Origin of the sequence: Gordonia sp. CPCC 205333 (assembly GCF_048537885.1) — a bacterium.
Classification (GTDB): Bacteria; Actinomycetota; Actinomycetes; order Mycobacteriales; family Mycobacteriaceae; genus Gordonia.
Genome location: NZ_JBCLVI010000001.1, coordinates 732,765 through 745,536, shown reverse-complemented (window position 1 = coordinate 745,536; position 12,772 = coordinate 732,765). Strand labels below are relative to the sequence as shown.

Below are 12,772 nucleotides of genomic sequence, written 5' to 3'. Positions count from 1 at the left end.
GGGGTTTGAAGTAAAGTCAGCTGGCGTGTTACTCGGCGCCCAATAGCGTCTGCTGATAGCGACGCATACCGGAAAGCCAGCGGTCGTAGTCAGAGCCTTTGTGCCGGTACATATCTAGCACCTCGGGGTGCGGCAGAATCAGGAAGCGCTCGTCGACGATGGCCGCGGCAACGTCGTCGGCTACCTGTGTTGGACTCAGCACACGTCCAGCGGTTTCGACCGCATTTTGCATGAGTTTGCCGATACCGTCTTCGGCGCCTTCGTCCGGCCGCAGCAACTTGGTGTCGACGCCCATCGGACACAGGCAGCTGACACGAATTCCCTTGTCGCCATAAGTGATCGACAGCCACTCCGCGAATCCGACGGCGGCGTGTTTGGTAACCGAGTAGCCGGCCGACCCGATCTGGGTGAGCAGGCCGGCCGCCGACGCCGTCGAGACGAAGTAGCCCTCACCACGCTCCTCCCAGGCTGGAACGAGCGCACGTGCAGCGCGTACGTGGGCGAGCAGATTGATGTCGATCACTTGGGCCCACTGATCGTCGGACAACTCGAGACCGGGGGCGCCGCCGATACCCGCATTGGCGAAATACATGCCGACCGGACCGAACGCCTTCTCCGCCAAGGCGATCCACCGATCGATTGCCTCCGCGTCGGAGGCATCGCCGGCCGCCGACGCCGCGCAATCGGGGTGCACCGCATTGATCTCGTCAGCCGTCGCCCGCACTCGCGCGGCGTCGAGGTCGACGACGAGCACCTTGGCTCCATCGGCGACCAGCCGGCGTGCGATTGCCGCACCAATGCCGCCCGCACCTCCGGTGACGATGGCAACCTTCCCCGCTACGTCCACTGCTCGCCCCTTGCCGATCGCGTTCTATTCACAGGACGAACAGTACTTGAATCCGACTTCAAGTTCGACTGTTTCCCAGAATTCTCCTGCTCGACCCGGGCTGGTTAGTGTCACCTAACCTCGAAATGAGACACTTGACCCCAACCACATCTAAGGAGTGCACAACGTGAAGACTTCTCTGCGCCGCGCTGCGTCGGGCGCACTGGCCGCGGGTATCGCCGTCATCGGCGTTGCCACCATTACCGCAGGTCCGGCGGCGGCGACCGGTACCGGATGCAGCCTCTACCAGACCGAAATCGCCTCGGTGGAGACCAAGAGCAAGTCGGCATCGATCTGCAAATTCGAGAGCGACGGCCGGCTGCAATACCGCGGCTTCGACAATAAGAAGCGCGCCGGAAACAGTGTCCCGATCGCGAAGGTGACCAAAGCCGGCGGCAAAACCGTCTACATCACCTACGCCGACGAATGGGATCTGACCTATCACGTGGTGGATCAGACGTCACTGGTGATCACCGGCAAGAAGAATCACGTGTGGTTCGACGAGAAGCAGAAGGTCGCAAGCGTCCGAGGCCGGTGAGTTCGGGCCTACTGCCCCAACAGTTCTCGTACCTTCGCGAAACGCGCCGTCGACGCCAACACTTGCGACTCATCTCCGGCCAGATGCCGGATCAGGATATCGGTGAAACCCATGTCTTGATACGAGCGCACCCGGTCGGCGACCCGCTGCGGACCGCCGACCACGGTCACCGCAGGATCGAAGCCGCGATATCCCTGCGTCAGGATGGGGTCTGCGACTCGCCCGGCGTCAGCATCATCGACCCCGATATGGACGTCGCGGCGTAGCGCGATCCGACCGATCGGCCGCCTGTGATGCTCACACGAGTCACGGTAGAGCGAGAGCATCCGCGCCAGCTCGGCATCCGACGCTCCCGGTCCGGCGAGCCAGCCGTCGGCCCTCGCGGCCCGATCAAGTACCGGCTGCGCATGCCCGGCCATCCACATCTCGACCGGCTCCGGCGGGATCGGTGCAATCGACGCGCCGGTCGTCACGCCCGAGACCGATACGGTCTCACCGGCCAGCAGTCCGCGGATAATCCGCATCGACGTTTCCAGATCCCGACGTCGCGTTTCCAGGGACTTACCCATCGCGGCGAACTGTGCCTCGCCCGCGCCAACTGCGAGCTGGATCGACAACCGCCCCGTGGTCATCGTCGATAGGACGCCGACTTGCTCAGCCAACAGCACCGGATTCCACAGTGGCACAAGGAATAACGCGCCAAGGTCGGCGTCGGGCCATTCGGCCGCCAGCCGGGCGAGCGTCGGCACGTTCTGGTAATACCTATCCGGCGCCTGCGAATGATGGTCACCGACATAGAGTCCGGCCAGCCCAGCGTCGCGCGAGGCACGAACCCGATTGACCAGCGCGGCCATCCCAGCCCGGCCATCCCCCGCACCGAATCCGGTGCGGACGGAGACACTGATTCGAATTCCGTTGTCCGACATGGGATTACCTACCTATGCTCGCTCGCGGATGTCTTCGCCGAGGTTTCGTCATCCGAATAACGTTACGACACTCACAACCCACCAGAAAGGTTCAGGCCCGACGCCGTAATCGACGTCGGGCCTGAACCTATGTAGTTCGCGTGAAAGCGAGGCTTACGCCTGCGCCTCCTCGGCGAAGTCACGCGTCACCGAAGGGTCAACCGGGATGCCCGGACCCGTCGTGGTCGACACGGTGACCTTCTTGACATAGCGCCCCTTAGCAGCCGACGGCTTCGCACGCATGATCTCGTCGAACGCAGCACCGTAGTTCTCCGCCAGTTTCTCGGCGTCGAACGAAGCCTTACCGATGACGAAGTGCAGGTTAGCAGCCTTGTCGACGCGGAAGTTGATCTTGCCGCCCTTGATCTCGTTGACAGCCTTGGTGACGTCGGGGGTCACCGTGCCGGTCTTCGGGTTGGGCATAAGACCACGCGGGCCGAGCACGCGGGCGATGCGGCCGACCTTGGCCATCTGATCCGGGGTCGCGATCGCTGCGTCGAAGTCGAGCCAGCCACCCTGGATCTTCTCGATCAGATCCTCGGCGCCAACCTCGTCGGCTCCGGCTGCGACAGCCTCGGCGGCCTTGTCGCCGACCGCGAACACGATGACGCGAGCGGTCTTACCGGTGCCGTGCGGCAGGTTGACGGTGCCACGCACCATCTGGTCAGCCTTGCGGGGATCGACGCCCAGTCGAATCGCGACCTCAACGGTGGAGTCAGCGTTGCGCGACGAGGTGTCCTTGGCCAGCTTCGCAGCCTCCAGCGGGCTGTACAGCTTGGACTTGTCGATCTTTTCCGCAGCTTCGCGGTACTTCTTACTATGTTGTGCCATTGCTCTGTTCTTTCTCCGTTTACAACTGAGTTCGGGTTAGTGGTTTGTGGACCGAGCCGGCCCTCCCACGAGTGATCTCGATACGCCGCGCTCTCGCTTCGCTCGAACGTGACTACTCGATCAGCAGCTTTCTAGCCGTCGACAGTGATACCCATCGACCGTGCAGTACCGGCGATGATCTTCGCGGCCTGGTCGATGTCATTGGCATTGAGGTCTTCGGCCTTGGTCTTGGCGATCTCACGGACCTGGTCCATGGTGACCTTGCCGACCTTCTGAGTGTGCGGAACGCCCGAACCCTTCTGCAGGCCTGCGGCCTTGAGGAGGAGTTTGGCTGCCGGCGGGGTCTTCAACTTGAAGTCGAAGGAGCGATCTTCGTAAACGAAGATCTCAACCGGCACGACATTGCCGCGCTGGGTTTCTGTCGCGGCGTTGTACGCCTTGCAGAATTCCATGATGTTCACGCCGTGCTGACCAAGCGCCGGACCTACAGGCGGAGCCGGGTTGGCCTTGCCTGCCTCGATCTGGAGCTTGATGATCCCGGCGACCTTTTTCTTCTTGGGAGGCATCTTCTAGTTCCTTTGGTGTTCTTGTGTGCGGCTGTTGCCAGCCAGTTTCGTGCCCGCTGGAGACACGAAAGTCTTAAATTCGTCGCGACCGAAGTAGTTCGGCTTCGCTCGCTTCGTTTCCGGCGCCGGTTGGCGTCAGATCTTCTCCACCTGGTTGAAGTTCAACTCAACCGGAGTCTCACGACCGAAGATCGACACAAGCACCTTGACCTTGCGCTGCTCGGCGTTAACCTCGCTGATCGACGCGGGCAGGGTTGCGAACGGACCGTCCATGACGGTGACCGACTCGCCGACCTCGAAGTCGACCTCGATAATCGCGGTCGCCGCGGCGGCAGCGGCCTCGACGCTCTGATCGGCGCCACCCTTTGCCGACGTCTTCTTCGCTTCGACGCGCGGCAGAAGGAACTTGAGTACCTCATCCATCGACAACGGCGACGGACGCGACGTCAGGCCGACGAACCCGGTGACACCGGGGGTGTTGCGCACGGTTCCCCACGACTCGTCGTTGAGATCCATCCGCACCAGGATGTAGCCCGGCAGCACCTTGCGGTTGACCTTCTTGGGCTGACCGTTCTTGATCTCGGTGACCTCTTCGGTCGGCACTTCCACCTGGAAGATGTAGTCGCCAACGTCGAGGTTCTGAACGCGGGTTTCGAGGTTGGCTTTCACCTTGTTCTCGTAACCGGCGTAGGAGTGGATGACATACCAATCACCGGGTGCGCGCCGCAGTTCCTTGCGCAACTCCTCGACCGGGTCTACTTCCTCTTCGGGCTCTTCGACGGCAGGCTGCTCGGCAGCCGCTTCGTCGGTGTCACCGTCAGCGACCGCAGCATCGTCGGCAGACTCAGCGGCGGTGGCGTCGATATCCTCCGTCGCTGCGGCCGGTTCGGTCACCGAGGTGTCCTGCGCCGAATCGATCTCGTTCTCTGCGGTGCTCACTGCGCCACACTCCTTAATTCCAACTAGCTATTCATTTGCCGTCACTGCGTTCGCCCGTCTCGCAGGGCTAACCGAATACCAGCAACACCAATCGGGCGAATCCGATATCCAGGCCAGCGATCAGCGCGGTGGCGATAACCACGAAGACCAGCACCACGATGGTGTAGGTGATCGTGTCCCGACGCGTCGGCCAGATGACCTTTTTCAGTTCAGCGACGACCTGCTGGAGGAACAGCCAGATCGCGGCAAACGGATTGCGATTGCGTTCCGGCTTGGCCGTCTTCGCCTTCGCGGGCTTCTCGGCGACCGCGGTAGCCGACGCCGACGATCCGCGCCTGCGCTTACCCGACGGACGGACCGGAGCATCGTCCGAGTCGTCGTCGAGTTGGGTTACCGAATCGAGCTCATCGACCTTCTCCAGTGATACCGAATCCGCCGCATCCGCGGCGTCAGCCTCACCGGCCTTCTTGGCCTGGGCGGCTCGATCGCGCTTAATCACCTTCGAGTCCTCTCATCGACGTTTGCCCTCTCCAGGGGCAGGGGCGACAGGACTTGAACCTGCAACCTGCGGTTTTGGAGACCGCTGCTCTGCCAGTTGAGCTACGCCCCTATGGGCCGCCGCGTTTCGGTCGACGACCCCACTGTGGAATACACCCTTACAAAACCAACGCGCCACCCTTCGGGTAGCGCGCAAGTCTGATCTAAACCACAGACACTTCAGTGTAGAGCACGCACCGCGACAAATGCCAATCGCTTGTCATGCCCCGTTGGCCTGCCGCTAGTTGAACTGCACTACGACATTGGCGCGACCGAAGATCCGCTTGCCACCCGACTTCGCGGTGATCGCGATGGTGCCACGTCGAGTTTCGGGATCGAGGGATTTGATCTTGCCGGTGAAGTCGACCGCGGCGCTGTCATCGGCCGGAACGTACACCGGGCTGGTGAAGCGCACGTTGTACTCGCAGAACGCACCCGGGTCGCCGACGAACTCAGATACGTAACTGGCACCGAGTCCCATCGTCTGCATGCCGTGCGCCACCACGCCGTCGAGTCCGGCGACCTTGACCACTTCGTCAGAGAAGTGGATCGGGTTGGGATCAGCGGCGACGCCAGCGTAGTTGGCGAGGTTGCCACGGGTCAGCAGGAATTGCTTTGCCGGCAGTTCCTGGCCGACTTCGAGTGTGTCGAAGCTGATCGCGCCGTAGGCGTCGGGAGATTCGGTTGGATCAGGCAGATCGTATCGGCCGCCTTGACGCTCGACTGTCTTGTCCGGGGTCCCGATATGCGGCACCTTCATCATCACGTGGTCGAGGGACTCTTCCAACGCGGGATCCACTTCGAGTCCGGCGCGGGCCACCAGCGACGTCCAGGTGGTCATCACCGGTTCGTCGCGTTGGTTCCAGATGACGTTCTTGGTGACCATGAGGTCGATCGTCTCGGGGCTCGTCACATGGCGGAAGGAGTCCAGCGACACGTCGCAGATGAGCTGGTCACCGACACGCATCGGCTGGTGGTAGAGGAGCCGCTGGTCGGTCTGCATGATCTGCCACAGGTTGTATCCGGTGACGACTTCCTCGAACAGTTTGCGCTGGGCGATGATCCCCAGCACGCTGACGAAGGTCGGGGCGGCGACGAGAGCCGAGTGACCGTTGGCCGCCGCAGCGCTCTCGCTCCAGTGCACCGGGTGCGAGTCCTGCACCGCGAGAGCGTGCTTGCGAACTTCCTCGCGGCCGATCTCATAGTAGTCGTCGACCGTGTAGTGATAGCCGACCTTCGACGCACTGTTCTCGGCGATCTGCTCTGGTGTGAGCTTCTCGCTGGTCGGCCCTTTATCGGTCTGGGTTGCGCTCAACACTGGCTCGAACACCTACCTTCCGGCCACCGTTTCGGCGAGGGCTGAGTCGGGCCGGTAGTTGGAGAGGTGGCGCTGTTGTGTTGTCGGGGCTAAATAGGACAATCGGCGGACGCCGAATCCGGCGTCCGCTCGATGACAGTCTTAGCGCGATTCCTTATGCGCTTGGTGCTTGCCGCAGTTCGGGCAGAACTTGTTGATCTCGAGACGATCGGGATCATTGCGGCGGTTCTTCTTGGTGATGTAGTTGCGGTGTTTGCACACCTCGCACGCCAAGGTGATCTTGGGGCGGACATCAGTTGAGGAGGCCACTTCGCTGCCTTCTTTCGGGTGATACGTTCGGTGGGCTGGGTCCGTGCCTGTCGGTCGGTATCCCAGGATTGTAGCGGTGGGGGGACTCGATCCCCCGACCTCACGATTATGAGTCGTGCGCTCTAACCAGCTGAGCTACACCGCCATGCGGACACTGGCGTCCAGCGAGCCCCCTGACGGAATCGAACCGTCGACCTTTTCCTTACCATGGAAACGCTCTACCGACTGAGCTAAGGGGGCGTGCTTATGCCGCCTTCGATTGCGCGAAGGCGGCACAAGAGCCTTATCGAGGTTACACAGTGCCTCAGTCTGGATACAAATCCCGACGTCAGCGCCATTTCGCCTCGGTGTGGCAGGTATAGGATTCGAACCTATGTAGCTTGCGCGACGGATTTACAGTCCGCTCCCTTTGGCCGCTCGGGCAACCTGCCGTTGTGTTACTCACTGCGGACGTCCGCTGCGAATGACAACGCCGCAAAGAATACAACGGCATCGGGGGGCTTGCGCAAACCGGCTGCTCAGAGACGCGGGTCGGGCACCCGATACCCTGTGTCCATGGCTGATTCATCATTCGACGTCGTGAGCAAACTCGACCGGCAAGAGGTCGACAACGCATTGAACCAAGCTGCCAAGGAACTCTCGCAGCGCTACGACTTCCGCGGTACCAACACCACCATCGCCTGGTCGGGCGAAGAAGCGATCATTATCACCTCCGACGCCGAGGAACGCGCGCAAGCCGGCTTGGAGGTTTTCAAGGAGAAGCTGATCCGCCGCGACATCTCGCTCAAGGCATTCGAGGCGGGCGAAGTTGCCGCGTCGGGGAAGACCTACAAGATCTCGGGCACCCTGAAAGAGGGTATCGACACGGCGAATGCCAAGAAGATCTCCAAACTCATCCGCGACGAAGGCCCCAAGGGCGTCAAGGCTCAGATCCAGGGCGAGGAACTGCGGGTGTCGAGTAAGAAGCGCGACGACCTACAGGCGGTAATCTCCCTGCTCAAGGGCGCCGACCTCGAGGTCGCGCTGCAGTTCGTCAACTACCGCTGACGAGCCGCGGATTCGACCGCAATTCCCGCGCACGTTTGTGGTGTGCGACGGTCGAGTTGTCGAGCAGCACCCGCAGCATCACCTCGAAGAATCTGGCGGGCGAGAGTTCGTCGGGTACGAGGTCATGGCGAAGGGTGACGCGTGGGAGCGTAGGCAGCTTTCGGGCGGCCGGCTCGGGTTCGGTCCCGAACTCGGCCAGATCGAATAGCGCGGCCTCGTCATTCGCCTCGACGTCGTCGGCATCCAATTCGACGTCGTCGGGGTCGAGGATGACGTCATCCGGACCGGGGTCGTCGGCGGGCGCCGCTGCGTCGTATTCCGGGACGAGTAGCGAGCAGGCATCATATGCGTCCTCCTCGCGGCCAAGTTTGACGAGCAGGTCGGTGAGCCAGTCGAACTGGGCGCGCTCGGATGTATAAGCCGTGGAGCGAATGCCGAACATGAAGCCGAGGGCGGCGAGGGGATGCCGCAGCGCGAGATTCTTCGCGTCGCCGTAGGACTCTTCGACGCGGTTAGCCGCATTCTTGCCGAAGGAGGAGTCCATCCGCTTGGTCGAGATGAGCAGTTCCGGCCCGGTCTGCCAGGAAGTCATCAACACATCGACTTGCTTGAGATAGTTCTTACCCAGAATATTCGCCGACGCCGATGCGACACCCCCACTTTTGGGCAGCCGGTCGAGTAATGGTTGCTGGTCCTTGACAGGCATCGACCGGATGAATTTGAGCACGTCCCGATCGACGACCCGTGGCGACTGCGCACGCGGCCAGACGGCGTCGGGATCGAGCCCGGCGCGGCGCAATTCGTACGCGACCCACACGTCGATGGCGAGCGCGGGCACCCCGGATTGACTGGCGGCGTCGAGTGCCAGCGGCACGGCGAGCAGTTTGGTAAGAGTGTCGAAGTCCGGAGCGTACGACGGCGCCGGACCGCCGGCGACCCACGGGTTGACGTCGCGCAGTACGGCATCTGCGACCAGGGCGTCGAACAGCGGCCACGCCTGTGCCTTGGCACTACCCTTCTGGGTCACGCTCTACAGTCCCTTGGCCCGTGCGGCACGACGGCCGGACAGATGCCGATGATCCGCGCGCAGCGCTTCGATGGTGGCGGAATCGAGATTCAGTGCGTCGGTGAGCAGAATGGCATCGACGAGCGCGACGGCGTCGGGAAGCCTGCGCGCTCGCAGCGCACGCTGCACCGCCGGCCGGATGGCGCTGAGTTCACGACGACGGGCGGCAAGCAAGTCCGGTGACGGCATCGGCAATTGCGCCGCCTCGGACGGCTCGACCTTCAACAGACCTCCGCCATACGCGCGACCGATCGTCTCGGCACCGAGCAGGGTCACCGAATTGAGGGAGGCCAACGGCAACAGATCCATCGCGTCTCGGCGCAGTCCGTCGGCGACATACACGCCGTGCACCGAGTTGAGGTGATGCACGCGATGCCGGTTGGTACACAGCCGCGGGGTGTCGGCATTCATATACGTCAGGAACAGATCTGGCGGCGGCAGATACGGCACCCGCCACCACGGGTCGCGTACGCGGCATTTGTAGGCGGTGTTGACGCCGGTGGCCTCACCCGCTGCGATATACCGGCGCCCGGCCCGCGACGGCTGTCCGTCGGGACGGAACAACCAGGTGGCTCGAGCATCATCGCCCAGTGTTTCCAACGCGGTACCGGTGAGGGTCAGCCCACGTAAGTGACGTGACCCCGGCGGCGAGATAGGTATCAGATCCGATTCGGCCAATCCCAACTCGGCTACGCGGGCCGGCGACAGTGCGAAGTAGGTGTTGTTTCCGGTGACCATCCCCAGTTTGGTGCGGCCCCATTGCGAAAGGTCTACGAAACCTGTTGTGGCAATGAGTGATTCAAAGATCTGCGCCCCCGACGCCGATAGCATCGACCCCGACCATTTCGCGCTCTTCGACGCCGGTCGCCAACGTTGCGGTTCGGGACGCTGGGCGATCGACAGCGCGGTGAGTTCGTCGGCGTCCGCGACCTGATACACCTCGCAATGATCAGTGCCGTCGGTGCCGTCGCGCCGGAACCCGTCGGCGAGGAGCAGCACCACCTCTTCCTGCACCCCGGCGAAAACCCGCTCGCCGAAGAGCACCAGCCCGACTGATGAGAAATGATCCATCAGGAATCGCCGGACCGACGATGCGTAGTTGACCGTCAGCAGTTCTGCGGGCAGCACCAGACCGAGCCGTCCGCCGTCGCGCAGATTCAACGCCGAGTGGATGACGAATGCCGCCCACGACGATGCGAGCCCAGTCAGACTGACCCCGGCACGCAACGCCGAGGCACGAGAACGTCGCCGCGCCTCGCCGGTGAACGATTGATAGCGAACATAAGGCGGATTGCCGACGACGGCATCGAATTCGGCTACCGGTTCCCGCAGGAAGAAATCTGCGGCTTCGACCGTCGCGGCAACCCCGGCCGCGCGCAACTCGCGTTCGGCATGCTGGGCCGAATCCCGATGCAGCTCAATACCTTTCAGTGCACCGGCGAATCCGTCGACGGCAGCGCACTGGTGCAGGAATACCGCTTCACCACAGGACGGCTCAAGCACCGCATCCTGGGCGGAACGAATGGCCCACTCGACGATGAACCGGGCAACGCCTGGCGGCGTATAGAACGCGCCGCGCGCCTTGCGGTGCGCACTGGTGTCTCCCGGAAGCATGGGGAACATTGTGCCCGACCCCACTGACAACGATGCGACTACCGCTGCCCGCGCGCCATTTCGTGAAGGCGAGCGATACGCTCGGCCGTCGGCGGATGGGTGGAGAACATCTTCGCGACTCCCCCGCCGCGGAACGGATTCTCGATCATCAGATGCGCCTGTGACTCGATCGACGGCTGCGGGGCGAGTGGAGCCGCATCGACGCCGCCGGAGATCTTCGCCAGTGCCGACGCCAGGCCCAGTGGGTCTCCGGTCAGTTCGGCACCGGACTGGTCCGCCTGGAACTCGCGGGACCGGGATACGGCCATCTTGATCAGCGACGCGGCAACCGGCCCGACGATGCTGATCGCCAGGATTCCGATGATCCCCGGGCCCTGACCGTTGCGCCCACCGCCGAAGAGCATCGCGAATTGCGCGATGCCGGTGATAATCGACGCCATCGCACCGGCCACCGACGAGATCAGAATGTCGCGGTTGTACACATGCGACAGTTCGTGGCCGAGTACCGCGCGCAACTCCCGCTCGTCGAGGAGCCGCAGAATACCCGCGGTACAACACACCGCAGCGTTCTGCGGATTGCGGCCGGTGGCGAAGGCATTGGGCGATTCGGTCGGACTGATATACAGCGCGGGCATGGGCTGGCGTGCGGCCGTCGCCAACTCGCGAACGATGCGGTAGAGCATCGGCGCTTGTACCTCGGTGACCGGCTGCGCGTGCATTGCGCGCAGCGACATCTTGGCACTGTTGAAGTAGACGTAGGCATTCATACCTACCGCGAACACCACCGCGACCAGCAGGATCGGCCCGCTTCTGAACATCGCCCCGATCGCAACGATGATCGCCGACATCACCCCCAGCAGGAGCGCGGTCTTAAGCCCGTTGAAATGCATCTCTTCACTCCCGTCTGGCGCGTGATTGCCAACTACTGGCCGGGGTTCGCTATCGAACACCTCAGTCTGTCAAACGTTGGCGAGCAGCGCCGGAGTTCCCCGCCGTGGCCAGGCGCACAGTCAACTCAGCCGTGCCGTTCGGTGGTATACGACACCAGCGACGCGAACGCCTCATGCGCTGGCCCCGGCGCGAGTTGGGTCAGCACATCGGTTGCCTCGTCGGCGAAGACGTGCAGCCGATCGCGGGCCCGAACCATTCCAGTCGAATTGTTGAGCAGATCGAGTGCTTCGGCGACTTCGCCGTCATCCGACAGCGGGCGGGTGGCGCCGGTCGCCGGGTCGATGAGCAATTCGGTCAGTCGCGCCGAGGTCGCGTCACCGGCAGCGAGGGCATAGAGAACCGGCAGGGTGTGTACGCCCTCGCGCAAATCTGTGCCCGGTGTCTTACCGGAGTCGTCGGTGGCCGACGAGATGTCGATGATGTCGTCGGACACCTGGAAGGCGGTGCCAATGATGTCACCCAGTTTCGACAGCCGCGCGACATCGTCGGGGGTGGCGCCGGATGCGCGTGCGCCGAATTTTCCGGCCGCGGCGATCAACGAACCGGTCTTCTCCCACACGACCTTGAGGTAGTGGTCGACCGGGTCGACGCCGGGCCGGGCACCGACGGTCTCGCGCATCTGCCCGGTGACCAGTTCGGCGAAGGTATCGGCGATGATCAGTACCGACTCGGGGCCCAACGTCGAGACCAACCGCGACGCCCGCGCGAACAGAAAGTCGCCGGACAGGATCGCGATGCTGTTACTCCACCTGGCGTTGGCACTCTGCGCGCCGCGGCGCATCGGCGCCTCGTCCATCACGTCGTCGTGGTACAGCGTCGCGAGATGAATCATTTCGACAACGGTCGCCGAGGTGATGACGTCGGAGGCATCGGGGTTGGGGCCGAATTTCGACGCCAGGATCGCGAACATCGGCCGGAACCGTTTGCCGCCGGCCTTAGCCAGATGGGTTGCGGCTTCGGTGAGGACCTCATCACCCGACGACAATTCACGCAACAACAGGTCTTCGACCTGGGCCAACGAGTCACTCAGCGATGCCGAGAACTCATCGGAAACCAGATTCAGTCCGGCGAATGTGGACTTCACGCGCTTGCCGCCTCACGTCGAATGAATAGGTGCGGCACATAACCCCCGAAAAACGCGATAGGAGGGCCGAAGTGCCTGTTCCGCCACAGAGCCTAGTCGTAGCCATCGCGGCTCTTTGATG

General features: G+C 62.8%; 14 protein-coding genes and 4 tRNA genes. 2 read left to right on the top strand and 16 right to left on the bottom strand.

What is annotated here, in order from left to right; translation table 11 throughout:
* Positions 1–28 precede the first annotated feature (28 nt).
* Positions 29–847, bottom strand: a complete 819-nt coding sequence (locus AAFP29_RS03585; protein WP_419215928.1) for an SDR family oxidoreductase — start codon at positions 845–847, stop codon at positions 29–31.
* 166 nt (positions 848–1,013) lie between these two features.
* Between AAFP29_RS03585 and AAFP29_RS03580 the strand changes: the two genes are divergently transcribed.
* A complete protein-coding gene (locus tag AAFP29_RS03580) occupies positions 1,014–1,424 on the top strand; it encodes a hypothetical protein (RefSeq protein WP_419215927.1) in 411 nt (136 codons plus the stop codon).
* Between the two features lie 8 nt (positions 1,425–1,432).
* On the opposite strand, the gene AAFP29_RS03575 is transcribed toward AAFP29_RS03580, so the two are convergent.
* The 11 genes from AAFP29_RS03575 to AAFP29_RS03525 form a co-directional block, all read right to left on the bottom strand.
* Positions 1,433–2,350: an LLM class flavin-dependent oxidoreductase gene (locus AAFP29_RS03575; RefSeq protein ID WP_419215926.1), complete on the bottom strand. Its 918-nt coding sequence runs from the start codon at positions 2,348–2,350 to the stop codon at positions 1,433–1,435.
* Between the two features lie 153 nt (positions 2,351–2,503).
* Positions 2,504–3,220 carry a 50S ribosomal protein L1 gene (gene rplA, locus AAFP29_RS03570; protein WP_419215925.1) on the bottom strand — a complete coding sequence of 239 codons (717 nt, stop codon included), beginning with the start codon at positions 3,218–3,220 and terminating at the stop codon, positions 2,504–2,506.
* Positions 3,221–3,351: 131 nt separating this feature from the next.
* A complete protein-coding gene (gene rplK, locus AAFP29_RS03565; RefSeq protein WP_419215924.1) occupies positions 3,352–3,786 on the bottom strand; it encodes a 50S ribosomal protein L11 in 435 nt (144 codons plus the stop codon).
* 135 nt (positions 3,787–3,921) lie between these two features.
* Positions 3,922–4,725 carry a transcription termination/antitermination protein NusG gene (gene nusG, locus AAFP29_RS03560; protein ID WP_419215923.1) on the bottom strand — a complete coding sequence of 268 codons (804 nt, stop codon included), beginning with the start codon at positions 4,723–4,725 and terminating at the stop codon, positions 3,922–3,924.
* Positions 4,726–4,792: 67 nt separating this feature from the next.
* Complete coding sequence (gene secE, locus AAFP29_RS03555) at positions 4,793–5,224, bottom strand: preprotein translocase subunit SecE (RefSeq protein WP_419215922.1); 432 nt, start codon at positions 5,222–5,224, stop codon at positions 4,793–4,795.
* A gap of 38 nt (positions 5,225–5,262) precedes the next feature.
* Positions 5,263–5,335 (bottom strand) — tRNA-Trp (locus AAFP29_RS03550).
* Positions 5,336–5,503: 168 nt separating this feature from the next.
* Positions 5,504–6,580, bottom strand: a complete 1,077-nt coding sequence (locus AAFP29_RS03545) for a fused (3R)-hydroxyacyl-ACP dehydratase subunits HadA/HadB (protein ID WP_419215921.1) — start codon at positions 6,578–6,580, stop codon at positions 5,504–5,506.
* A 141-nt stretch (positions 6,581–6,721) separates the two neighbouring features.
* Complete coding sequence (gene rpmG / locus AAFP29_RS03540; protein ID WP_419215920.1) at positions 6,722–6,889, bottom strand: 50S ribosomal protein L33; 168 nt, start codon at positions 6,887–6,889, stop codon at positions 6,722–6,724.
* 71 nt (positions 6,890–6,960) lie between these two features.
* Positions 6,961–7,034 (bottom strand) — tRNA-Met (locus AAFP29_RS03535).
* A gap of 22 nt (positions 7,035–7,056) precedes the next feature.
* A tRNA-Thr gene (locus tag AAFP29_RS03530) sits at positions 7,057–7,129 on the bottom strand.
* Positions 7,130–7,239: 110 nt separating this feature from the next.
* Positions 7,240–7,320 (bottom strand) — tRNA-Tyr (locus AAFP29_RS03525).
* A 124-nt stretch (positions 7,321–7,444) separates the two neighbouring features.
* Between AAFP29_RS03525 and AAFP29_RS03520 the strand changes: the two genes are divergently transcribed.
* Positions 7,445–7,936, top strand: coding sequence for a YajQ family cyclic di-GMP-binding protein (locus AAFP29_RS03520; RefSeq protein WP_419215919.1), 492 nt, complete (start codon positions 7,445–7,447; stop codon positions 7,934–7,936).
* On the opposite strand, the gene AAFP29_RS03515 is transcribed toward AAFP29_RS03520, so the two are convergent.
* The 4 genes from AAFP29_RS03515 to AAFP29_RS03500 all read right to left on the bottom strand — a co-directional run bounded on the left by AAFP29_RS03515 (position 7,923) and on the right by AAFP29_RS03500 (position 12,651).
* The gene (locus AAFP29_RS03515) at positions 7,923–8,963 is read right to left on the bottom strand and encodes a hypothetical protein (protein ID WP_419215918.1); all 1,041 of its coding nucleotides are present in this window, start codon (positions 8,961–8,963) and stop codon (positions 7,923–7,925) included. The genes AAFP29_RS03520 and AAFP29_RS03515 overlap by 14 nt on opposite strands.
* 3 nt (positions 8,964–8,966) lie before the next feature.
* The gene (locus AAFP29_RS03510) at positions 8,967–10,616 is read right to left on the bottom strand and encodes an N-6 DNA methylase (protein WP_419215917.1); all 1,650 of its coding nucleotides are present in this window, start codon (positions 10,614–10,616) and stop codon (positions 8,967–8,969) included.
* Between the two features lie 38 nt (positions 10,617–10,654).
* Positions 10,655–11,506 (bottom strand): zinc metalloprotease HtpX, encoded by an 852-nt coding sequence (htpX, locus tag AAFP29_RS03505; RefSeq protein WP_419215916.1) that lies wholly within the window; start codon positions 11,504–11,506, stop codon positions 10,655–10,657.
* Between the two features lie 125 nt (positions 11,507–11,631).
* Entirely contained in the window at positions 11,632–12,651 is a 1,020-nt protein-coding gene (locus tag AAFP29_RS03500; protein ID WP_419215915.1) for a polyprenyl synthetase family protein, read from the bottom strand.
* Positions 12,652–12,772 lie beyond the last annotated feature (121 nt).

What these genes read in the sequence shown, in the direction of transcription:
- AAFP29_RS03575 (WP_419215926.1), bottom strand. Translation starts at nt 2,350, where the DNA reads ATGTCGGACAACGGAATTCGAATCAGTGTCTCCGTCCGCACCGGATTC.
- rplA (WP_419215925.1), bottom strand. Translation starts at nt 3,220, where the DNA reads ATGGCACAACATAGTAAGAAGTACCGCGAAGCTGCGGAAAAGATCGAC.
- rplK (WP_419215924.1), bottom strand. Translation starts at nt 3,786, where the DNA reads ATGCCTCCCAAGAAGAAAAAGGTCGCCGGGATCATCAAGCTCCAGATC.
- AAFP29_RS03520 (WP_419215919.1), top strand. Translation starts at nt 7,445, where the DNA reads ATGGCTGATTCATCATTCGACGTCGTGAGCAAACTCGACCGGCAAGAG.
- AAFP29_RS03510 (WP_419215917.1), bottom strand. Translation starts at nt 10,616, where the DNA reads ATGCTTCCGGGAGACACCAGTGCGCACCGCAAGGCGCGCGGCGCGTTC.
- htpX (WP_419215916.1), bottom strand. Translation starts at nt 11,506, where the DNA reads ATGCATTTCAACGGGCTTAAGACCGCGCTCCTGCTGGGGGTGATGTCG.